Raw genomic sequence first — 20,894 nt, forward strand, 5'->3', positions numbered from 1 at the left:
CTCCCATCGTGTTTGCTCGCTCCTCTCGAGAAGCCTGCCTCGAGTACGGCTATTCGCGGCCGAGCGTATGGAACTCCTCGTTGGGACGCATATCTGCAAGCTGGGCCATCCGGTTCGAGAGATTGAAAAACGCGGCGACGGAGCCGATATCCCAGATGGCGCGGCGACTAAAGCCGTGGTCCTCGAGTGTCTCGAGGTCGCTTTCTTCGACGGCTGCTTGATTTTCGGTCAGGGTGACCGCAAGGTCCAGCATCGCGCGGTGGCGGTCGCTGACGTCCGCGTTCCGGTAGTTGGAAATGAGTTGGTCGGCCAACAGCGGGTCATCACCGTACAGTCGAACGAGAGCGCCGTGAGCCGTGTTACAGTAATAACAGTCGTTCGCGCCGCTGACGGCGACGATGATCATCTCGATCTCGAGGCGAGTCAGTTCGGTGTCCTCGACGAGTGCGTCGTAGTAGTCGAAAAACGCCCGGAAGTGCGAGGGTCGGTAGGCGTAAGCGAGAAAGACGTTCGGAGTGAACCCGGCCCGCTCCGTCTCGTCTTCGATGCGTTCTTGCAGATCTTCGGGAAGCGATTCGACGTCCGGGACTGGAAAACGCGTCATTGGGTCGATGTCTGCCATGCGCTTGCGCACGTTCGGGGAGGCAAAAACGTTCGGGGTCTCGCCGTTGGATATACCGGGCTCGTGCGGTTGGGTATATTGGGGTTGGCTTTGAGTCTCGAGCAGGGGGCTCACTCGAGTTTGATTCAGGAGGGAACGGAATCGGTCTCTTCAGGAAGAACGATATCGGTATGGTCAGGAAGAACGCCATCGGCGTCGGTATGTTCACAGGCATTCTCGACGGCAGCAACCACAGGACATATACTGGCCGGTGACCTCCAGTTTGACAGATGTATCAACTCGGTCACTACGGCATTACGATGCTCGCCTACGCGCCCGTCGGTGCGAGCGTCGCCCTCGCCGGCGAGCAGGTGCTGGCGATTCTCGGTGCCGTCATCTGTCTCTCGCTGTCGACGCTGCCCGACGCCGACCACCAGATTCCACTCATCGAGCACCGAGGCATCACCCACACGCTGGTGTTTGCCCTCCTGGTCGGTGCCGTCATGGGTGGTGGACTCTATCTGGCACTCGAGGTGGTCACCGGCACTGTCGACACGACGCTCGTCACGTTCGTGTTCGCAGTGTCCGCGTTCGCCATCGTTACCCACATTCTCGGAGACGCACTGACCCCGATGGGTGTGGCTCCGTTCTGGCCGCTCACGTCACGTCGCTTCACGCTAAACGTGACGCCGGCGAAAAATCGGCTGGCGAACTACGGTCTCTTCGTGCTGGGAGTCGGGGCGTCGGTGCTCGCCGTGATGGCGGTGTCCGCTCTCGGGTGAGGTGTCTCGAGGATGGAGACATTCCCGGTTGTGATACTCGAGTCGTCGATGGATTTGGGGAAAGTTCAGATTTGGTAGTGAATAACTCTAGTAAACAGAGTATCGTGGAATAAGTGATCGACTGTAATGTGAGGACGATGAGAACAGCATACTGCGGAGGGCTTGCCAGTGGGTCGGTGTTCGTCGATATGTGACGATAACAGTCCCTATCAGGCGGTCGCCTGGCCACGCTCGAGCGAGCGACGCTCCTTGAAGGCCAACCAGGCACCGACGAGTAGGGTCACGAACAACGCGCCGGCGACCAGCAGGTACGTCAGGTCGAGTGCCGGCGAGTAGGTCATCACGGATTCGCGGCTCAAAACGAGCGTCCCGAGGGTCAACAGCGTTCCGAGCGCGATCGTTCCTCGAGTCGCCAGGCTGTCGAAGACGTCGCTGCCGTAGAGTGCAGCCAGCGTGACGACAGCGAGCAGCGTCAAGAGGACGCCCATCTGAATCGTCAGCGTGGTGGGGGTGTTTTGCTGGATGAAAATCGGGCTCAAAAGCACCTGTACCGGGACCGTCACCGCACCGATGGCGAGGCCTATCGCGACGTGTCTCGCCTCGAGGCGGTCCTCCCAGGCCAGAACGAGCGCCACCACGAAGATGACGAAAATCAGGATGGCGGTCCAGAAGTGGAAGTTGAGAACCGTCATCTGATAGGAGAGGACGGTCTCAGCGCCGAGGTACACCTGAATCGGCGTCAGAATCAGGCCCGCCGTTACGAGTCCGGCCACGGCTTTCGTCGCGTGGTCGGTCCAGATTGCAGCAATCGCCGAGGCGATGATTGCAAAGCCGGCCAGCATGGCAACGACGCGGTGGATCCACTCCCAGAAGGAGGGTTGGCCCTGAGGCAACAGGTTCAGGAAGCCACCGTCACAGACCGGCCAGTTCGCGTCACAGGCGAGTCCCGATCCGGTCGTTCTGGCCGCGACGCCGAGGATGATCGTTCCCGCGACGAGGGCGACCGTGAGCGTCAACAGATACCGAAATCGGGTCCGGCCGAACGTGATCGGCAACCGCGAGGAATCTGACGTGTGGGTATCGTAAGACACGGGTTCTCATCGGGGGTTAGGAGTGGGCGTATTTGAATCGTCCGTGTTCTTCCCGGGCGACGAGAGTGCGAGCCACGTATCGCTAACATGTGCGGGTAACCGGATGAGCAGTTGGTAGCGTATCGACGGAACGGTTCGTCGGATTCAAGCCGTTCCCGCTCGAGGCCCCGACATGGAAAAACTCGCGCGGCTAGACGCTCATCTCGAGGCCAACGACCTCGCGTCCGTCTGGTTCGCCCGACCGAACTCGTTTGCGTGGCTCGCCGGCGGCGACAACGTCGTCGACCGGGAAGGTGACATCGGCGTCGGTGCACTCGGCTACGACGGCGACGCAGTCACACTCCTGGCGAACACCATCGAACTCGAGCGACTCCGCGATGAGGAAGTTCCCGACCTCGAGGCTGCGGGCGTGCCCATCGAGACGGAAACGTTCCCCTGGTACGAAGGGTCTCTCTCGGACGCACTCGCAAGTGTCGTCGAGGGCAAACGGGCAGCGGCGGACATCGACGTTCCGGCTGCGAATATCGAGCGAATCGACCCGAGTGAGGTTCGCCAGCCGTTGACCGAAACCGACATCGAACGCTACCGCGAGCTCGGCCGAGACACCGCAACTGCGGTCGAAGCCGTCTGCCGGGAGTTACAAGCCGACGACACAGAAGCGGAAGTGACGGCAGCCCTCACCGTCTCGCTGGCTGCACAGAACATCGAGGCGCCGGTCGTTCTCGTGGGCGGTGCAGAACGCGCCCAGCGATACCGACACTACACGCCCAAATCCGTCGAGTTCGGCGACTACGTCCTCGTTTCGGTGACGACCCAACGCTACGGCCTACACGCGAGTTGCACTCGAGCGGTCGCCTTCGACCCGCCCGGATGGCTCGAGGACAACCACGTTACGGCCGCCCGAGTCGAGACGACCGCGCTGGCCGCGACGCAAGCAGGCGGAACCCGGCCGACAAAAGTGCCCGGGGCTCGAGAAGGGGGCGGCCGGGCGGCCGACGGCGAGCCTGCGGTCGACGCTGATACCGAACGTCCAGCCACCGCAGGAGACGTGTTTGGCGCTATCCAGGAGGCATACGACCGGCTTGGATTCGACGGGGAGTGGGAAAAACACCACCAGGGCGGCGCTGCCGGGTTCGCCGGCCGCGAGTGGATCGCAACGCCGAACCACGAGGCACCGCTCGTGACGCCGATGGCCTACGCCTGGAATCCAACCGTCGCGGGTGCAAAGAGCGAGGACACCGTCCTCGTCACCGAAGACGGTTTCGAGGTCCTGACGACCACCGAGGACGCACCGATGGGCGAACCCTGGCCGACCATCGACGCCCGTGCCGTTGGCCCCGAGTTCGATCTGGAGTTCGAGCGACCGGGGATTCTCGGCGTTCACGACGCGTAAGCACGTTTCGTAGATGGGCGACACAGCTGAACGGCATATGCTCAGGTCATCAGCCGCCGAACAATCGGCTCGGGGACCAACTCGAACAGCCAGGCGACGAGACGCCAGCGTCGGGTGACGTAAACGTGTACACGCCGCTTGCGAATCGCTCGAGCGATCTGACTGGCGGCGGTTTCCGGCGAGGCAACCCAGAACGGGTCGTCGGCCAGCAGCATTTCGGTGTCGACGAACCCCGGTTCGACGGTCGTGATGGTCACGTCGGTCTCGCGTGTGGAGTTCCGGTGGCGCAAGCCCTCGAGATACGTCGAGACGAACGCTTTCGAAGCATTGTACGCCGGCGCACTGGGATTGCCGAAGTGCGAGGCCACCGATGAGATACCGACGAGATGGCCGTCGTGGTCGCTCGCAGTCGGACCCCGCGATTCGAAGTGATCCAGGGCAGCAGTTGCCAGCGCAGTAAAGCCCCGAACGTTGACGTCGATAGTCTCACGTTCCGGCGGCCACTCGAGGTCGTCGTTCCCGGTTCCGAAACCGGCGTTGAGCACGACGACGTCGACTGGCGGCATGGCTTCGAGCAGTTCTTCGAAGCCCGTTCTGGCGTCTTCGGTATCGGTCACGTCCATCGTCGCCACGTACGCGTTCGTGGGCAGGGCGTTACCGACCGCTTTTAGCCGTTCGGTCCGTCTGGCTGCCAGTCCAACCTCGTAGCCATCCGCCGCGAGTTCGTGTGCCAGCGCCTCGCCGATTCCCGACGAGGCCCCGATGATGATCGCACCCCGGTCCGTCGTAGACGCCTCCATATCCGTGCCTCTCACCTCGAGACCGTAATGGTATCCACTCGAGACAGCTCCGCCTGAAGCAATCGAGCCTGTCGATACGCCTTTTTGCCCCGCCGACCACTGTCAGACATGGACCTGGTCGCCGTGCTTGCCATCGTGTTGCTCGTCGCCGGGATCCTCGGCACGCTCGTCCCGCTGGTTCCTGGCGGTTTGCTCTCGCTAAGCGGACTCTACCTGTACTGGTGGCACAGCGGGTTTGCCGAACCTGGACTCCTCGCCCTCGGAGTGCTTACGCTCCTCGGTGTACTCACCCTGGTTGCCGAACTGTTCGCCTCTTCGTTTGCGGCGCGGGCTGGCGGTGCCTCCTGGGAAACCACTGGTGTGGCCGCTATCGTCGCGATTGCACTCATGTTCATTAGTGGCCCACTCGGCTTGCTCGTCGGCCTCTTCGGGACCGTCTTTTTGCTCGAGTTCGCCCGCAACGGTGACGCCGACCAGAGCGCCCGAACTGCCGTGTTCGCGACGGCCGGGATACTGGCGTCGACGGCGATCCAAGTGTTGTTGACGACGACGCTCTTCGTGGGGTTTCTCGTCGCTGTCTTCGTGTTGTGACAGGAGTCCGTCCTCGTTTGTGAAAACGCGTGCTCGAGCGCCCGGCGTGCAGAAGGCAGGCGGTGAACAGGGTATCAGGTAAAACCCGCGTATGAGAAAGCTTATACCGAGACGATTGGCAGGAGAGGGTGAAATGAACGATGACCGAACCGTCGTCGATATGCTCGAACGAGTACGGACGTTGCGCCGACGCAAGTGTTGTCCCACCTGCGGTGCCGTCGTTTCGATTCGCGGATTCAGGGGCGAGTATCGCTGGGAGTGTGTGGATTGTGATGCGATCGGTATCGGATACACGTCTCGTTCGGCCGCTTTGAATGGGCTTGGCCGCCAACACAGGTGACGTAGCCGTTGACGGATACGAGACACACACCGTCGTTCCTCTCAATTCGAGTGATGTTCCCGAAGCGACACTCGTACGGTGTGGCTTTATGCCATCATCAGTGGGACCATAGCCCGGGTTCATGCCAATCGAAAACCTTGCCCGAAGTGACGTTGTAACGGCACGAGAAGACGAATCCGTCCGGGAGCTCGCGACACGTATGGACGAGTCCAAAGTCGGAAGCATCGTAATCACGGACGGTAACGAACCGGTCGGGATCGTCACCGACCGCGACCTCGCCCTGCGGGTGATTGGAGACGGGACGGATCCGGCGTCTACGACAGCCGGAGAGGTCATGACAGATTCGCTGACGACTGTCGACCAAACGGACGGCTTCTACCGTGCCACCGAACTAATGAGCGAACACGGTATTCGCCGATTACCGGTCTGTAACGAGAACAACGAACTGGTCGGTATCATCACCTCCGACGATCTCACCGAACTGCTCGCCGAGGAGCAAATGCAGCTCTCGGACGTGATCCAGGCCCAGCGACCGGCGTACTGACGACAGCGTCGGGATCCCACGGTCCGATCCGCCCTCTCTGTGTGAGAAAGTGGTCCGAATTTTGAAAAACGGTTAATTCGAGAGACGCACGCGTCGATCAGGGCGTCGCAATGGAACCGGTCACCTGCGATTACCGCAAATAAGCAAGTCGGTTCATACACCCGAAAAAGCTCTGTCGCTGGATGACAAACACTTCTCGAGAAACAATGCCGGAAACGTGTTCAGAGCCCGATTGCGACCGACCGGTGGCCGTCGAGTTACACATCCCCTGGACGGAAAACCGGTTCGTCTGTGCGGCCCACGCTCGCGTGCTGGGTAGACAGGACGGTGTCGTGGCAGACCCGCTTCCAGACAGCGGGTCAGATCTTCTCGAGGAGGGGGGCTGATAGGGTTCGTCGTCAGCGAGTCCCGGTTCGGCGTTTATCGGTACCCAGTTGCAACAGTTCCCGTGCCTGACTCGAGGGAAAAAGCGGCGGAAGATCGGAACGGGCGGCCTGCGTCGTTCGCGTCAGGGATGTGCGTAGTATGCGACGGAGCCCGCTTGGTCGACCTGATCGAGTCGGACGAAACCGATACGCTCGAACTGGCAAACGGCCCCAGCGTCGTAGTCGAGAACGCCGGGTTCTGCACGTCCCTCGACGTCGCCGTCCATCGTGCGTAGCGTGAGCGGAACGCTTTCCGCAGCAGGGACCCAGTGAACCACGTCGACGTCACCATCGCGGACGACGTCGATCGATTCGCCGGTGTACTGGAGCACGTCGCGCGTGTACTGGAAACAGCCCAGGCCCTTGAGCCAGATGCGTTCCTCACGGCCCGGCAGATCATCCTCCTCGAGAGCGACGGCGTCGCCGACGGGAATCGCTCTGGTACCACGGTTTTCGTGATCCGGGTGGAGTTTGGGCGCTGCCTGTTCGGGTGGACTGCCAGCGAGGCCGACTTCGACGCCCTCGCGGACGAAAAACCGGCGGTCGCTCTCGTCGTCGATCAGGTCGCGGTTGTTCGCGTAGATGGCGCTCATCGCGAGGTCGACGTCGCTCGTCGAGGTACCGAGTCCGGCCATCGCCTCGGTGATGGCCTCGCCTCGGATGCCCCGCCGGCGGAGGCTCTTGAGCGTCGGCGCGCGGGGATCGTCCCAGCCGTCGAGTTCGCCCGCGTCGATCAGTTCTTTGAGCGTCGACGTGCTCATCTTCACGTCGTAGGCGTCGACCTGGACGTGCCCCCAGTGGATGACCTCCGGGTACTCCCAGTCGAAGTAGTCGTAGACGAACCGCTGACGTTTGGCCGAATCCTGGAGGTCGATACCGCGGATGATGTGGGTGACGCCGATGAGGTGATCGTCGATCCCCGACTGGAAGTCGAGCATCGGCCAGCAGCGATACTCGCTGGCTTCCTCGCGCGGGTGTGGCGTGTCGACCATTCGGAACGCGACGAAATCACGGAGTGCGGGGTTTTTGTGCTCGATGTCGGTCTTGACTCGCAACACCATCTCTCCGCTCTCGTACTCGCCGTCGATCATCGCCTCGAACTCCTCGTGAACCGTCTCTATCGGTTTATCCCGATGGGGGCACGGTTCGCCAGCATTTTTCAGTTCGGAGAACGCTTCGCCCGAGCACGAGCAGGTGTAGGCCCCGCCGGCGTCGATCAGGTCTCGAGCGTGGTCGTAATAGATCTCGAGGCGATCGCTCGCGACGAACGTCTCGTCGGCTTCGAAGCCAAGGTACGACAGGTCCTCGAGGATGGCATCGTAGGCATCGAGGTCGGGGCGTTTCGTTTCGGGGTCGGTGTCGTCGAAGCGAACGCAGAACCAGCCGTCGTACAGCTCACGATACGTGCCGATGACAGCGGGCATCCGTGCGTGGCCGATGTGCCAGGGGCCATTCGGGTTCGGCGCACAGCGCATCCGAACCTGGTCGACGTCCTCGGCTCCCGGCAGGTCGGGCAAGAGCCGGTCGTCGTCCTCGTCTTCGGCTTCGATCTCGGCCAGTTCGTCGGGGGCCAACGTCTCGAGACGGTCCCGACGAGCCTCCCGGCCAAGATCGTTAACTCGGGCGACGACGCCGCCGACTACCCCTGGCACCTCGTCAGCGTGCTCTCTGAACGCCGGGTTATCGCCCATCAGCGGCCCCATGACCGCGCCGACGTTGGCATCACTCTCGTGTTTGACAGCGTTCAACAACGCGTGTTTCTCCGCTTCCCGCTCGACGGCCGCACGTAGATCCTCGTCCATGGCTGTTGGCAGTTGGTTTTCGCCCAGCGTTGAAAACTACCCCGGTGTGGGCCCGCTGGTGGTGTGTCTCGAGTCCAAACCGACACAACAGCTACAGCGCAGGCTAATGGGAACACGTGAAAGGGACAGCAAACCGTATCAGGAGACTTCGTCGATGTCTTCTTCGTAGACGATGAACTGCGAGATCTGCATCCACAGGGCGAACTGCTGGAGTTCACCCTCGTTGTACGCCTCGAGCCACTCCTGACGAACACCCCAGCCGTAGGCCTGCCCCTCTAGCGGGTTGACGATATCGCCGATCAACATCTCGTACTCCGTGCCACCACCGTTCTGGACGACGATTTCGTTGTACGCCTGAACGATTACACCGAGTTCGTCCATCGTCGCCTGCTCGAGTGGGTCGGTTCCGACGTCGGCAGGTTCCTCTGCTTCCGTTTCCGAGTCGGTCGTCGACTCGCCGTCAGCATCCTCCGACGCAGTGTCGCCGTCGGTATCGTCTGCCGTCTCGTCGACGATCCCCGGGCCGACCGTCGACTCGTACTCGAGGATGAGATCGCCGTCGTTTTCGTACATCGCTTCGACCGTGATCTCGTAGTCTCGAAGGCCTTCTTCGAGCACGTAATAGAACTCACTGGGCGTCCCCTCGGGCGGATCACTCGGTTCCGCTGGGTCGAACGATTGTTGTGAGCTACTGCCGATAAAGCCGCCGAGGCACCCTGCCGTGGCGACCGCACCTGCCCCAGCGAGACCGCCGAGAAACTGGCGACGAGAAGGCGTCGATTCTCGAGTATCCATACCCCTAGTGGACACCCTGTTCCCAAAAACCCGCGTTCGATATCGAACGGTGAGTCACGCCGAAACTCGAGGGATGAGTTGTGCCGAGGTCGATCCGCAGATCTCTGCAAACCTCAGTTTTCGGCTGATCGAACCACTGGCCACCAGTAACACTGTCGTCACTAGTGAACGGGCGGCCTCACTCGAGAGACGTTGTGACGTGTGGCGTCACTCGAGAGACGTTGCGCGAACAGGGAAACCAGTCCCTATTTAGCATCTTTCCAAACGTCGACGGCTGCGTGAAATCGGACACCTGCTATCGGTATCACTCCGGCCAACGTTTGGGGGACTAGTAGCCGCGTTCGATGAGGTAATCGGCGACCTGGAACAGCAGGTCACGCGCCTCGTTGTCGGGCAGGACCTCTAGACGGTCCTTCCCGCGCTGGACGAGATCGCGTGCCTTCGTGTTGGCGTACTCGATGGAACCGGCATCTTCGAGCGTCTCGACGGCGGCGTCGATTTCGGCTTCGGTGACGGCCTCGACGTCAGTCGTATCCACCAGGGACTCGATGTCGATTCCCTGTCCACGAGCGTGGACCGTGATGAGCGTCTGTTTGTGTTCGACCAGGTCGCTCCCGCGCTGTTTCCCGAGTTGATCACTCGGCACGGTCAGGTCGAGAACGTCGTCTTGAATCTGGAACGCCCGACCGACGTCGAGTCCGTAGCCATAGAGTGCGTCGACGGTGTCCTGGTCGGCACCCATCAACACGGCAGGCAACGCGGCCGACGCCGCATAAAGGACGGCCGTTTTCTGTTCGACCATCTCGAGGTACTCCTCGGGTGTGACGTCGTCGCGTGATTCGAAACTCACGTCGAGGGATTGTCCCTCACAGATACGCGTACAGGTTTTCGCGAGGATGTCGAGTGCCTGGACCGTCCGTTCGGGCTCGGCACCGGTCTCGAGCATGATTTCGAACGCCTTCGAGTACAGCGTGTCTCCCGCGAGTATCGCCGTCTCGAGGTCGTAGGCCTTGTGGACGGCCGGGACGCCCCGTCGCAGGTCATCGTCGTCCATGATGTCGTCGTGAATCAGCGTAAACGATTGGATAACTTCGACGCTGACTGCCGCGGCCATGATGTCGACGGTCGAGTCGTTCAACGACGGGAACTCACGGTAGGAAACCGAGAGCGTTTCGACGTCTGCGAGCGCCTCCGCGGCCGCCAACAACACCGTCGGCCTGAGTCGCTTCCCCCCGGCGTCGAGGAGATATCGGGACGCCTCGTAGAGCCGTTCGGGCCGCTGAATCGGGAGTTCTTCGGGAATGGCTTCGTTGACCAGTTTGCGTCGCTCTCCGACGGCCTCGAGCACAGCCTGTTCGCGTGCCTCTGGTGATGTCATATCAGTCGACAAGCTGGATCAGGTTGCCGTTCCGAGAGACGTGGACGTCGCGACCCATCTTGTATCCCTCGCTTTCACACAACTTGACGTAGCCGGAAAGACCTTTGAGGTCCTGGTGGGCTGGGATGATGTTCTGCGGCTGGAGTGCGTCGAGCATCGTGTAGTGGCCCTCCTGGTTGAGGTGTCCGGACACGTGGATATCATCGTAGACGCGAGCACCCTGCATACCGAGCAGTTTTTCGGCCTGGTAGCGCTGCCCCTCGTTGGTCGGCTCCGGAATCACGCGGGCGGAGAAGACGACTTTGTCACCATCGTCCAGTTCGTACGGCGTCTCCCCGCGGGCCATCCGGGTCAACATCGCACGCGGTTCACCCTGGTGGCCGGTGACGACGGGAAGGAAGTTCTCTTTGCCCTCGTTCATGATCCGCTTGAACGTGCGATCGACGGATTTTCGGTGACCGAACATACCCAGATCCGATGGGAAGTCGACGAAGTCGAGGCGCTCTGCGGTTCCCGAGTACTTCTCCATCGAGCGACCGAGCAACACGGGTTGGCGACCGATGTCGTCGGCGAACTCGACGAGGGATTTCACGCGGGCGATGTGGCTCGAGAACGTCGTTGCGACGATCCCGCCGTCGTAGTCTTGCATACTGTAAAGGACGTCGCGCAGATGTTCGCGAGCTACGTTTTCAGAGGGCGTGCGGCCGCCCTTGTTCGCGTTCGTACAGTCTTCGATGTAACAGAGGACGCCGTTGTCCTCGCGACCGATCTCACGGAATCGCTTCATGTCGATCGGATCGCCGAGAACCGGGGTGTGGTCCATCCGTTTGTCGAGGCCGTAGACGATTGCACCCTCGGGCGTGTGGAGTACCGGGTTGATCGCGTCGATGATCGAGTGAGTCACGTTGACGAACTCGAGTTCGACTCCGTGATCGCCGATCGTCATGGACTCCCCGGGGTCCATCTTGATCAGGTCGTTTTCGACGCCGAATTTCTGTTCGCTCTCGATCTGCTGTTTGACCAGTTCGATCGTGAACGGGGTCGCAACGACGGGCGCATCGTACCGGTGGGCCAGTTTGCTGATTGCACCGATGTGGTCCAGGTGACCGTGGGTCGGGACGATAGCCTGCACGTCGCCCTCGAGGTCGCTCATGATCCGGTCGTCCGGAATAGCGCCCATATCGATCAGGTCGAGGCTGTGCATTCGCTCGGTTTCGACGTTGTCGTGGATCAGGACCTGCGAGAGGTTCAGACCCATGTCGAAGATGACCACGTCGTTTCCGGCGCGGACTGCAGTCATCTGCCGTCCAACTTCTTCGTAACCGCCAATGGTTGCAATTTCGATTTCCATGATTGGTAACTGGGCGTGTATGCGCCCATCGAAACGGTCCACGGACCGATAGGAACTGTTGTCACGCTGTACCACCGATCACCAGTACGTTTCGGTGATCGGCGGCCCGTGATCACAACAATCCCTATCACGGGTACGGCAGACCGCCACGGTGTCGCGTCGGCCACAGTCCCGCTATGCGTTCGGGTTTTATCCGGACGGAAAGACGGCGACGCCGTCGATACGTCACGCGAACGCACTTGCCCGCGGGTTTCGCTATCGGCACCTACTCGCTCAGGTGGTATAAAGTCCGTGGGTTCTCGTGGCCGCTCGAACATCGAGGCTCGAAGTGCCTCCCGAAAAGAAATTGTCCCGATGTGCAACGTTTCTCCCGTTTCCCCATGTTTTATTCTACACAATCATTCGTGATAAGATTAATAACGATTCCCCGCACAGTGTGTGCTATGTCACCGAGACACGATCACAGCCACGACAACGCGGACTCGAGCGTTTCCAGACGAGCAGTGCTGCGAGGAGCGGCCGTTTCAGCGGTCGGTATCGGTGGCCTCGCTGTGAGTTCGTCACCGGCACAGGCCGGCAAGAAAGGCGGATGTGACGACCCGCCAATGGAGTATCCGCGGGTCACAACGCGTGGACACTTCGACACCACCTGGTGGGGTAGCGTTTACGTAACGAGCGGCAACGATGCCACGAACTACGACCTCGCAGGCGACCAGATTCCCGGACTGGACGGTTCCACACCCAGCGAGTTGCTCGTTCACGCCCACGGCTGGAACAACGACCTCGAGGGAGGCGTCTGCTCGGTCAGCGAGGCCGGGTCCACGTTCGACCTCGAAGGCTATCCCCATCCGGTCGTCGGCTACACCTGGGACGCCGATTACGGCTGGTACAACGCGACCGAGATCGCCGAGCGAAACGGGGCGAAGCTCGCGGCGTTTGTCGCCGACTACCACGCACAGAACCCTGGGGTTGCAATCAGGCTCTGCTGTCACTCGCTCGGTGCCCGAGTCGTCCTCAGTGCCGTCCAGTCGCTCGATAACTGGGGGTATCGCGATGCCGTCACGAGCGTCACGCTTCTGGGTGGTGCCGCAGACAACGGCTCTCCGGCACTCGAGGGCGAGTATGGATCGGCCATCGAACGGACTGTCGGCCGACTCGATAACTTCTGGATGAACGACGACGACGTACTTAACTGGGCGTACAGCACGGCCGAGTGGGGCACCGCAATCGGTGCCAGCAGCCTCGATGGGACGCCCCCAGCGAACTACGCCGATCACAACGTCGATTACGTCCCCGACCACTTCAGCCACTACAAGCCGGACGGCTGTCTGGATGAGGTCCTCGAGACGTTCTGAACCGATTCTAGACGACTCTCGTTCGATCGGGTTCTATCGTCCTGGTCATAAATTAGATGCCACACTGGGACCAGATCCGACTGCACATCCCTTCAAACGTCCGTTCTGGCACCAGTCACGGTACATTGACCTTGACCAGGGGTAGACGACGGCGCTGTGCTCGAGCGGCGTATACGCACAGCGAGCGGCCGTGACGAACAGCCTACGAAGAAAATCGGTCAAACGGACTCTTTTCTCACCAAATATTGCCACCAAAGATAGTTTCCACCGATCAATAAAACGGCACTCACCGGAATACAAACATTTCTAAACACACGTACAGAACGAGTATGTGAGCTATGCCGAAGGATCTCGAGCGAGACCTGGGTCTGTTCGCCGTCATTGCGATCAGTATGGGCGCGATGATCGGCAGCGGCATCTTCATTCTCCCTGGATTGGCGATGGCGGTCGCTGGGCCGGCCGTCATCGTCGCCTTCGTCCTCGCCGCGATTCTGGTCGTCCCCGCCGCACTCAGCATTGCTGAGCTCGGCACAGCCATGCCCGAAGCCGGTGGCGATTACGTGTTCATCGAACGCGGGATGGGGCCAGCAGCCGGCACGATCGCAGGATTGGGTACCTGGCTCATGTTGATGCTCAAAGGCTCGCTCGCGCTCTATGGCGGCATGTTCTACATTCACTTCGTCTACGCCTTACCGACCTGGGAGCTGATGATCCCCGGGCTCGAGTTCGCGCTCACAGTTCCTGGGGTCAGGGCTCTCGGTGTCACATTGGCACTCATTCTCATCGGCGTCAACCTCCTCGGAGTCAAACAGACCGGCGGCCTCCAGTTGGTCATGGTGATCGTCATGCTCGTAATCCTTTCCGGGTTCGTCGCCGCCGCCATCGTCCAGGTCGAGGCGGCGAACTACGCCGATTTCTTCGGCGAGGGGGTCGGCGGGATTCTGAACGCAACTGCGCTGGTGCTGGTCTCCTACGCCGGCGTGACGAAGGTCGCAGCCGTGGCCGAGGAGATCGAAAATCCTGGCCGGAACCTCCCGCTTGGGTTGCTCATCTCGCTGATCGCGACCAGCTTTCTGTACGCCTTGCTCGTGTTCGTCCTCGTCGGCATCATCGAGGGCGACGAGCTGGCCGGCTCGGAAGAACCGATGGCGCTCGCGACCGAGTTGCTGTTCGGGGACGTGACGGTGCCGGCGGCCGGGATGGAACTCGCCGTCGGATTCGCTGCCGTCGCCGCGATCGTTATCGCCGCGTTGCTCGCACTCGTTAGTACGGCCAACGCTGGCATCTTGACTGCCTCGAGATATCCACTGGCGTTGAGTCGAGACAGGCTCTTCGTCCCGGCGTTCGAGTACATTCACCCACGGTTCAAAACGCCGTTCGTCGCCATCCTGACGACGGGTGCAATTATCGTGCTCGTGGTCGCGACGATGCCGGTTGACGACATCGCGAAGATGGCCGGTGCCTTCCAAATTCTCGTCTACATTTTGGTCTGTGGGGCATTGATCGCCTTCCGAGAGCGTGATCTCGAGTGGTACCAGCCGGATTTCCACGCTCCCGCCTATCCGTGGGTACAGCTCTTCGGCATCGTGTCGGGCGTGTTCATCATCGCTCAGATGGATCGGCTCCCGATCGCTGGCACGATTCTCATCACGCTGTTTGGGTTCATCTGGTACCACTACTACGCCCGAGACCGTGTCGAACGAGAGGGTGTCGCCGTCGGTCTGGCGAGACGCGAGGCGGGCAAACAGTTCGTTCGCGACACCGAGACCGAACTCGCGCGCGAGGATCGGTACGAGGTACTCATCCCGCTGCGTCGGGACGTCACGCGCGAGCAAGAAAACGCCCTCCTGCAACTCGCCGCACCGATCGTCCGCAGCCAGGGCGGCCGCATTCGTGTCGTCCGATTCGACGAAGTACCCGACCAGGTACCTCTCGACACGGCAGCGAGCGAACTCTCCGAACGAGATGTCGCGTTCGAGGAACGGACCGACGCGCTGGTCGATCAGCTCGACGTCCCGGTCGAAGTCGGCGAGATCGTCAGCCACGACACTCGCCACGCCGTCGTCAACTTCGCCGAGCGAACCGGTGCGGACCTGATCCTCGCCCGTCAGAAGGCAACCAGCCGTCTCGGCACGTTGTTCGGCCGCGATACGGACTGGATCCTCGAGCACGCTCCCTGTGATGTCGTCTTCGTCCAGCACGAACGGCACACGCCGGTCGACGATATCGTGATCGTAACCGACCGCAGTCCGTTCAACGATCCGCTGAAGGTCGAACTCGCGAACACGCTGGCGACCCAACTCGATGCCCGGCTGCGATTCCTCTACGCCGTCTCTGATAACGCATCCGACGAACTCGTCCAGACGGTCGAGGACTACCACGCCGAACTCGACGCCCTCTGTACCGTGCCCGTCGAGAGTTCGATCGTCCGGGCGAACGACGCTGTCGACGGGTTATCGGCCGATCTTGAGCCTGCAGACCTCGTCATGCTGAGTACGGTTACCCACCGTCGGCTCCCGGATCTGCTCATCGAGCAGCGTTCAGATCGGCTCGCGGCTGCCATCGAACAGCCGGTGTTGCTCGTTCACTCGAAGAAGACCAGGCGCGGGTCGTTCCTCAGGCCGATTCTCGAGCGCGTGTTGTTCGACTGAGCATTGAGTCTTCGATCGCCGACACGCCGAGAACACCTTGACCAAACATGTAAACATATACAATTATATCCCAAAATATACTATTTATGATAGTAACCCGGAAAGGAGAGTGAGTTGAGGTAGTACATACGTTTCATTCCCTTTAGGGCCGCTTTAACTCCATACTGAACTGAGAAAGGTGCTTTCAGTTTCTCAACAAAGCCATTTCCCCAAAACACCTATTACGCCATTGAAGAGGCCATGTATTGCGCCTTAGCGATTGAACTCCCAAGTAATGATGTTGGACAATGATATTTTTTAAAGGATAAAAATATATCCGATAGGTTCACTCAGGGTGGCGCTGGAGATCCGCTCGAGGATACTCCGCTGCCCACTCGCTCCCGACGGTACTCGCGAGGTCGTGAACGCGAGCCAGTTCGGCCACCGCATCATCGTGTTCGTCGACCCGAAGATCGTGAGCCAGATGCGGTTCGTCCGGGTCGAATACAGCCAACGCGGCACTCTGCGGGTATTCTCCGCGTTTGTCACCACCCGCGTTGGCACCCGCCTCGAGCGTAGCGAGTAACCGTTCATCGAGCGATTGCCCGACGGTCGTCTCGAACCGGTCTGCCATCGCGCCGAGGACATCCTCGCCGACGAGCATATTGCCGGCGACCGTATAGTCGGGTCCGACGCGCTCACCTGCGGTCTCGACACACTCGTCACCCGTGACCGCAACAGTTTCGCCACTGGCATCGACGCCGTGGATCTGACGAACCACGGCGTGGGGATCGTCCGCGAGCAGTCGTTCGACGGTCGCGCCAATCGGCTCGCCTGCCTCGAGAGCACGAATCGTTTGCACACCGAGGGGCGTACTCGTCATCGCCTGGGTACAGACGGCCCCCGAGCGACAGACGAACGAGGCGGTCGACCCGACCGTAATCGCCTTGGTGGCAACGGCAACCCCGTGACGACCGTCGACCGTCGCACAGATCGAGAACGTCATGCGTCCTCGACACCCGAACCGGCAACCGGCCGACCAGTTACCGGTTCGCTCATCTCCTCGAGTGAGAGATGACAGGATATCTGGTGGGCACTCCTGTCGTCGACCGCTTCCGGAAGGGGTTCGTCGGTTTCACACACGTCACCGATCTTCTTCGGACAGCGCGTGTGGAACGGACAGCCGCTAGGTGGATTCAGCGGGCTCGGAACGGTTCCCTCGAGCAAAATTCGGTCGCTCATCTGCGCTGGGTCAGCGTGGGGAACCGCAGACAACAGACTCTCGGTGTAGGGATGATACGGCGGGTCGAACACTTCGTGGACCGAGCCGAACTCCGCAATCTTGCCGAGGTACATCACCGCGACCCTATCACAGAGGTGTCTGACGACGCTGATGTTGTGAGAGATGAACAGGTACGAGAGTCCGAACTCGTCCTGGATGTCGTCGAGCAGGTTGAGAATCTGGGCCTGCACGCTCACGTCGAGTGCGGAAACCGGTTCGTCACAGACGATCAACTCCGGTTCGACGGCCAGCGCGTTCGCGATGGCGATTCGCTGTTGTTGACCCCCGGAGAACTGGTGTGGATACTTGTCGATATCGCTGGCCTGGAGTCCAACTCGCTCGAGGAGCGCTTCGATCCGCTCGCGTTTTTCGTTGCCCGTCGCGATGCCGTGTTTTTCCATCCCACGACCGATGATCTGACCCACTGTCTTCCGCGGGTTGAGCGAGCTTTTCGGGTCCTGAAAGATGATCTGCATCTCCTGACGAAGGCTCCGAATCTCCCGCTTTCCGAGTTCGTGTAACGGATGTCCGTCGAAGTACACCTCGCCGCCGGTCGGTTCGAGCAACTGCATCACCGTTCGGGCGACCGTAGACTTCCCACAGCCACTCTCGCCAACCAGCCCGACGGTTTCGCCCCGGTTGATCGTGAAGCTCACGCCGTCGACGGCTTTGACGTACCGTCGCTCGAGCGTCAGGCTACCGCCGTCGGTTCGCGCCAGCGAGAGGTTCCCAAAGAGGCCGTCACCCGCCGAGAAGTGTTTCTCGAGCCCGTCGACCTCGAGGAGTGGCTCGGTGTGTTCCGTTCGCTGCCGTCGTTCGACGCCTTCTTCGACGGCCGGCTCCGAGAGATCTAGGTCGTCGGTCCGGATACACGCTGCTTGCGAACCAGCAGGTCCGTTCGACAGGGACTCGAGTGGCGGGTCGCCGCCGGAGTGACATGCATCGATGGCATGTGGACACCGGTCGGCGAAGTTACAGCCGCTGGGTAGGTTTTTCAGGTCCGGCATCGAACCGCCGAGCGCGTACAACCGGTCTCTGTCGGAATCGACTTCCGGAATCGCGTCGATGAGCGTCCGGGTGTACGGATGGCGCGGTTGCTCGAAGATGTCGCTGACCTGCCCGGTCTCGACGAGATTGCCGGCGTACATGACGCCAACCCGGTCACAGGTCTGGGCGACGACCCCGAGGTTGTGCGTGATCATCAGAATCGAGACGCCACGCTCCTCCCGGAGATCGTTCAGGAGTTCCAGAATCTTCGCCTGTGTCGTCACGTCGAGGGCCGTCGTCGGCTCGTCGGCGATGATGAGGTCGGGTTCACACGCGAGACCGATAGCGATCAACACCCGCTGGCGCATCCCGCCGGAGAACTCGTGGGGATACTCGTCGATACGCGATTCTGGATCCGGGATCTCGACGTCGCGCATCGCCTCGATCGCGATCGCTCGAGCCTCGCCCTCACCGACGTCCTGGTGCAGTCGAATCGTTTCGATGATCTGTTGTCCGACCGTGAGAACGGGATTGAGCGAGGTCATCGGGTCCTGCGGAATCAAGGTGATCTTGTTTCCTCGGACGCTTCGCATCTCCTTTTCCGAGAGGGAAAGCAGGTCCTGACCGTCGAAGGTGATCGAACCGGAGACGATCTCACCGGGATACCGGATCAGACGCATGATCGATTTCGCCGTCACGCTCTTGCCGGCTCCGGACTCGCCGACGATGCCCATCACTTCCCCTTGATCGAGGGCAAACGAGACATCGTTAACGGCGGTAACAGTACCTTCTTCGGTGCGAAACTGTGTTCGCAGGTCGTCGACTCTCAGTAGTGGATCGGTCGTAGTCATTCGATAATCTCCCCCTTGGGATCGAGGACGTCGCGGAGGCCGTCACCCAGCAAGTTGAAGCCGATCACCGCGGTGGCGATTGCCAGTGCCGGGAAGAAAACGAGCCACGGGGCATCGCCCATGAACGCCCAGCCCTGATTGATCATCAAGCCCCAGGATGGGGTCGGTGGCTGGACACCAAGCCCGAGGAACGAGAGGCTCGCCTCGAGCAACATGGTGAACGCGATGTTGATCGACGCCTGTACGAGTAACGGCCCGACACAGTTGGGTAACACTTCGCGGAAGATGATGTAGGCGTCGCTCTCCCCGCGGGCAACCGCGGCTTCCACGAACGATTCGTTACGAACCGACAGGGCGGCACTGCGGGCCACCCTGGCGATAAACGGTGTGTACACCAGTGCCAGCGCGACGATGACGTTGTTCAGGCTCGGCTCGAGGACGGCGACGATGGTCAGCGCCAGCAAGATGGGCGGAAAGGACATCATCGCGTCCATCGCCCGCATCAGCCCCTCGTCGATGAGTCCCTGATAGTAGCCGGCGACGACGCCAATCGTCGTCCCCATGACCATCGCGGCGCTGATGGAAGTGAACCCGACGTACAACGAGATACGTGCACCGACGAGCACCCGGCTGAAGATGTCCCGACCCAGGTCGTCGGTCCCCATCAGATGCTGGAGCGACGGGGACTCCTCGCGGTTCTGAATGTTCGTCGCTTCGGGATCGTGTGGCGTCAACGAAAACGGCTGTATAGCCACGTCGAAGACAGTGATTTTCTGCGCGAAGATCGCGACGAAAAAGAGCGCGGCGATGATGACGAGTCCGATCATCGCCTTCTGATTTCGTCGGAACTGTCGGATAAAGCGGCCGTAGTGGGCCTTGCGCTCTTCGGTCAGCGTGAATCGGCTGGTCGACATTACTCTTCACCTCCGTAGCGAATTCGTGGGTCGACGTACGCGTAAAACGCGTCGGCCAGGAAGTTCGAGAGCATGTAGATCATCGCGATCACGATGATACATCCCTGCAACAGCGGGATGTCGCGGTTCTCGATGGCCGTCAGCGTCAACCGACCGATACCAGGCCAGGAGAAGACCTCCTCGAGCACGACCACGCCACCGAAGGCGTAGCTGAACTGGAAGGCGATAACCGTGATGATGGGAATCGCTGCGTTCTTGAGTGCGTGTCGGAGGACGACGGCCCGCTCGCTCAGTCCTTTCGACCGGGCGAACTCCACGTAATCTTCGCTCAGTTCGTCGATCATACTCGAGCGCGTCATCCGCATGATGTAGGCAGTGAGTGCCACGCCCATGGCGCTCGCGGGCAAGATGAGGTGATGGACCGCCGCAATCGGGTCCTCGAACGGCGAAACGTACCCCCTGGTCGGGAAACCACCCAGCGTCAGCGCGAAGACGTAGATGAAGACCAGACCCCACAGGAAGATGGGGAGCGAGAGGCCGATGAACGCGAGCATCGACGCGGTCAGATCTGAGGGGGTGTTCTTACGCACCGCGGCGATGACACCCAGGGGAATCGAGAGGGTCACAGAAACGATGGTCGCCGAGATGGCGAGCAACAGTGAACGCGGTAAGCGGATCGCGATCTGTTCTGAAACCGGCGTCCCGTAGCGCAACGAGGTGCCCATATCCCCCTGAATCAGGCCGACAATCCAGTCGATGTACTGGAGGTACAGCGGCTGGTCGAGGCCGAGTTGGGCCTCGAGGGCGGCGATCGATTCCTCGGTCGCGTTCGGTCCGAGAATCAACAATGCCACGTTACCGGGCAGGATGTTCGTCAGCCCAAACGTGATGAGCGTTACCAGTAACAGCGTGACGGCCATGAACGCCAGCCGCTTCAGGAGGTAACTAATGAACGCCATCTATTGATGTGTATGTTGCCGTC

18 protein-coding genes are annotated in these 20,894 nt (G+C 60.8%); 7 read left to right on the forward strand and 11 right to left on the reverse strand.

Going from position 1 to position 20,894, the window contains the following annotated elements; genetic code table 11:
- Positions 1-49: 49 nt before the first annotated feature.
- Positions 50-622: a peroxidase-related enzyme gene (locus NLK60_RS06565; RefSeq protein ID WP_254810085.1), complete on the reverse strand. Its 573-nt coding sequence runs from the start codon at positions 620-622 to the stop codon at positions 50-52.
- A 269-nt stretch (positions 623-891) separates the two neighbouring features.
- On the opposite strand from NLK60_RS06565, the gene NLK60_RS06570 reads away from it, so the two are divergent.
- Positions 892-1,383 (forward strand): metal-dependent hydrolase, encoded by a 492-nt coding sequence (locus NLK60_RS06570; RefSeq protein WP_254810086.1) that lies wholly within the window; start codon positions 892-894, stop codon positions 1,381-1,383.
- 209 nt (positions 1,384-1,592) lie between these two features.
- Here NLK60_RS06570 and NLK60_RS06575 read toward each other — a convergent pair whose 3' ends face one another.
- Complete coding sequence (locus NLK60_RS06575) at positions 1,593-2,474, reverse strand: COX15/CtaA family protein (RefSeq protein WP_254810087.1); 882 nt, start codon at positions 2,472-2,474, stop codon at positions 1,593-1,595.
- Between the two features lie 172 nt (positions 2,475-2,646).
- Here NLK60_RS06575 and NLK60_RS06580 point away from each other — a divergent pair, with 172 nt between their 5' ends.
- On the forward strand, positions 2,647-3,867 hold the full coding sequence (locus NLK60_RS06580) for a M24 family metallopeptidase (RefSeq protein ID WP_254810088.1): 1,221 nt from the start codon (positions 2,647-2,649) through the stop codon (positions 3,865-3,867).
- A gap of 41 nt (positions 3,868-3,908) precedes the next feature.
- Here NLK60_RS06580 and NLK60_RS06585 read toward each other — a convergent pair whose 3' ends face one another.
- Complete coding sequence (locus tag NLK60_RS06585) at positions 3,909-4,667, reverse strand: SDR family NAD(P)-dependent oxidoreductase (RefSeq protein WP_254810089.1); 759 nt, start codon at positions 4,665-4,667, stop codon at positions 3,909-3,911.
- Between the two features lie 108 nt (positions 4,668-4,775).
- Here NLK60_RS06585 and NLK60_RS06590 point away from each other — a divergent pair, with 108 nt between their 5' ends.
- From NLK60_RS06590 to NLK60_RS06600, 3 genes are all read left to right on the forward strand, one after another.
- Positions 4,776-5,258, forward strand: a complete 483-nt coding sequence (locus tag NLK60_RS06590) for a DUF456 domain-containing protein (RefSeq protein ID WP_254810090.1) — start codon at positions 4,776-4,778, stop codon at positions 5,256-5,258.
- 461 nt (positions 5,259-5,719) lie between these two features.
- Positions 5,720-6,142 carry a CBS domain-containing protein gene (locus NLK60_RS06595; RefSeq protein WP_254810091.1) on the forward strand — a complete coding sequence of 141 codons (423 nt, stop codon included), beginning with the start codon at positions 5,720-5,722 and terminating at the stop codon, positions 6,140-6,142.
- A 182-nt stretch (positions 6,143-6,324) separates the two neighbouring features.
- Positions 6,325-6,528 carry a DUF8014 family protein gene (locus NLK60_RS06600; RefSeq protein WP_254810092.1) on the forward strand — a complete coding sequence of 68 codons (204 nt, stop codon included), beginning with the start codon at positions 6,325-6,327 and terminating at the stop codon, positions 6,526-6,528.
- 122 nt (positions 6,529-6,650) lie between these two features.
- Here NLK60_RS06600 and NLK60_RS06605 read toward each other — a convergent pair whose 3' ends face one another.
- The 4 genes from NLK60_RS06605 to NLK60_RS06620 form a co-directional block, all read right to left on the reverse strand.
- On the reverse strand, positions 6,651-8,369 hold the full coding sequence (locus NLK60_RS06605; protein WP_254810093.1) for a glutamate--tRNA ligase: 1,719 nt from the start codon (positions 8,367-8,369) through the stop codon (positions 6,651-6,653).
- A 138-nt stretch (positions 8,370-8,507) separates the two neighbouring features.
- Positions 8,508-9,164 carry a DUF8159 domain-containing protein gene (locus tag NLK60_RS06610; RefSeq protein ID WP_254810094.1) on the reverse strand — a complete coding sequence of 219 codons (657 nt, stop codon included), beginning with the start codon at positions 9,162-9,164 and terminating at the stop codon, positions 8,508-8,510.
- A 328-nt stretch (positions 9,165-9,492) separates the two neighbouring features.
- Complete coding sequence (idsA3, locus tag NLK60_RS06615) at positions 9,493-10,542, reverse strand: geranylfarnesyl diphosphate synthase (protein ID WP_254810095.1); 1,050 nt, start codon at positions 10,540-10,542, stop codon at positions 9,493-9,495.
- Position 10,543: 1 nt separating this feature from the next.
- Positions 10,544-11,893 carry a ribonuclease J gene (locus NLK60_RS06620; RefSeq protein ID WP_254810096.1) on the reverse strand — a complete coding sequence of 450 codons (1,350 nt, stop codon included), beginning with the start codon at positions 11,891-11,893 and terminating at the stop codon, positions 10,544-10,546.
- A gap of 443 nt (positions 11,894-12,336) precedes the next feature.
- On the opposite strand from NLK60_RS06620, the gene NLK60_RS06625 reads away from it, so the two are divergent.
- On the forward strand, positions 12,337-13,248 hold the full coding sequence (locus NLK60_RS06625; protein WP_254810097.1) for a DUF726 domain-containing protein: 912 nt from the start codon (positions 12,337-12,339) through the stop codon (positions 13,246-13,248).
- Positions 13,249-13,586: 338 nt separating this feature from the next.
- A complete protein-coding gene (locus NLK60_RS06630; RefSeq protein ID WP_254810098.1) occupies positions 13,587-15,899 on the forward strand; it encodes an amino acid permease in 2,313 nt (770 codons plus the stop codon).
- A gap of 325 nt (positions 15,900-16,224) precedes the next feature.
- Here the strand turns inward: NLK60_RS06630 and NLK60_RS06635 are convergent, their stop codons facing one another.
- The 4 genes from NLK60_RS06635 to NLK60_RS06655 are packed head-to-tail and all read right to left on the reverse strand — an operon-like array spanning position 16,225 to position 20,871.
- On the reverse strand, positions 16,225-16,884 hold the full coding sequence (locus NLK60_RS06635; protein ID WP_254810099.1) for a DUF1028 domain-containing protein: 660 nt from the start codon (positions 16,882-16,884) through the stop codon (positions 16,225-16,227).
- Positions 16,881-18,998, reverse strand: coding sequence for a dipeptide ABC transporter ATP-binding protein (locus NLK60_RS19595; RefSeq protein ID WP_305880184.1), 2,118 nt, complete (start codon positions 18,996-18,998; stop codon positions 16,881-16,883). Before NLK60_RS19595 ends, NLK60_RS06635 begins: the two co-directional genes overlap by 4 nt.
- Entirely contained in the window at positions 18,995-19,912 is a 918-nt protein-coding gene (locus tag NLK60_RS06650; protein ID WP_254810100.1) for an ABC transporter permease, read from the reverse strand. The genes NLK60_RS19595 and NLK60_RS06650 overlap by 4 nt, the downstream gene beginning before the upstream one ends.
- Positions 19,912-20,871: an ABC transporter permease gene (locus NLK60_RS06655; protein WP_254810101.1), complete on the reverse strand. Its 960-nt coding sequence runs from the start codon at positions 20,869-20,871 to the stop codon at positions 19,912-19,914. The genes NLK60_RS06650 and NLK60_RS06655 overlap by 1 nt, the downstream gene beginning before the upstream one ends.
- Positions 20,872-20,894: the final 23 nt, after the last annotated feature.

The organism is Natronosalvus amylolyticus, assembly GCF_024298845.1.
Taxonomy (GTDB): domain Archaea; phylum Halobacteriota; class Halobacteria; order Halobacteriales; family Natrialbaceae; genus Natronosalvus; species Natronosalvus amylolyticus.

What these genes read in the sequence shown, in the direction of transcription:
- NLK60_RS06565 (WP_254810085.1), bottom strand. Translation starts at nt 622, where the DNA reads ATGGCAGACATCGACCCAATGACGCGTTTTCCAGTCCCGGACGTCGAA.
- NLK60_RS06570 (WP_254810086.1), top strand. Translation starts at nt 892, where the DNA reads ATGTATCAACTCGGTCACTACGGCATTACGATGCTCGCCTACGCGCCC.
- NLK60_RS06580 (WP_254810088.1), top strand. Translation starts at nt 2,647, where the DNA reads ATGGAAAAACTCGCGCGGCTAGACGCTCATCTCGAGGCCAACGACCTC.
- NLK60_RS06585 (WP_254810089.1), bottom strand. Translation starts at nt 4,667, where the DNA reads ATGGAGGCGTCTACGACGGACCGGGGTGCGATCATCATCGGGGCCTCG.
- NLK60_RS06590 (WP_254810090.1), top strand. Translation starts at nt 4,776, where the DNA reads ATGGACCTGGTCGCCGTGCTTGCCATCGTGTTGCTCGTCGCCGGGATC.
- NLK60_RS06595 (WP_254810091.1), top strand. Translation starts at nt 5,720, where the DNA reads ATGCCAATCGAAAACCTTGCCCGAAGTGACGTTGTAACGGCACGAGAA.
- NLK60_RS06600 (WP_254810092.1), top strand. Translation starts at nt 6,325, where the DNA reads ATGACAAACACTTCTCGAGAAACAATGCCGGAAACGTGTTCAGAGCCC.
- NLK60_RS06605 (WP_254810093.1), bottom strand. Translation starts at nt 8,369, where the DNA reads ATGGACGAGGATCTACGTGCGGCCGTCGAGCGGGAAGCGGAGAAACAC.
- NLK60_RS06610 (WP_254810094.1), bottom strand. Translation starts at nt 9,164, where the DNA reads ATGGATACTCGAGAATCGACGCCTTCTCGTCGCCAGTTTCTCGGCGGT.
- idsA3 (WP_254810095.1), bottom strand. Translation starts at nt 10,542, where the DNA reads ATGACATCACCAGAGGCACGCGAACAGGCTGTGCTCGAGGCCGTCGGA.
- NLK60_RS06620 (WP_254810096.1), bottom strand. Translation starts at nt 11,893, where the DNA reads ATGGAAATCGAAATTGCAACCATTGGCGGTTACGAAGAAGTTGGACGG.
- NLK60_RS06625 (WP_254810097.1), top strand. Translation starts at nt 12,337, where the DNA reads ATGTCACCGAGACACGATCACAGCCACGACAACGCGGACTCGAGCGTT.
- NLK60_RS06630 (WP_254810098.1), top strand. Translation starts at nt 13,587, where the DNA reads ATGCCGAAGGATCTCGAGCGAGACCTGGGTCTGTTCGCCGTCATTGCG.
- NLK60_RS06635 (WP_254810099.1), bottom strand. Translation starts at nt 16,884, where the DNA reads ATGACGTTCTCGATCTGTGCGACGGTCGACGGTCGTCACGGGGTTGCC.
- NLK60_RS19595 (WP_305880184.1), bottom strand. Translation starts at nt 18,998, where the DNA reads ATGACTACGACCGATCCACTACTGAGAGTCGACGACCTGCGAACACAG.
- NLK60_RS06650 (WP_254810100.1), bottom strand. Translation starts at nt 19,912, where the DNA reads ATGTCGACCAGCCGATTCACGCTGACCGAAGAGCGCAAGGCCCACTAC.
- NLK60_RS06655 (WP_254810101.1), bottom strand. Translation starts at nt 20,871, where the DNA reads ATGGCGTTCATTAGTTACCTCCTGAAGCGGCTGGCGTTCATGGCCGTC.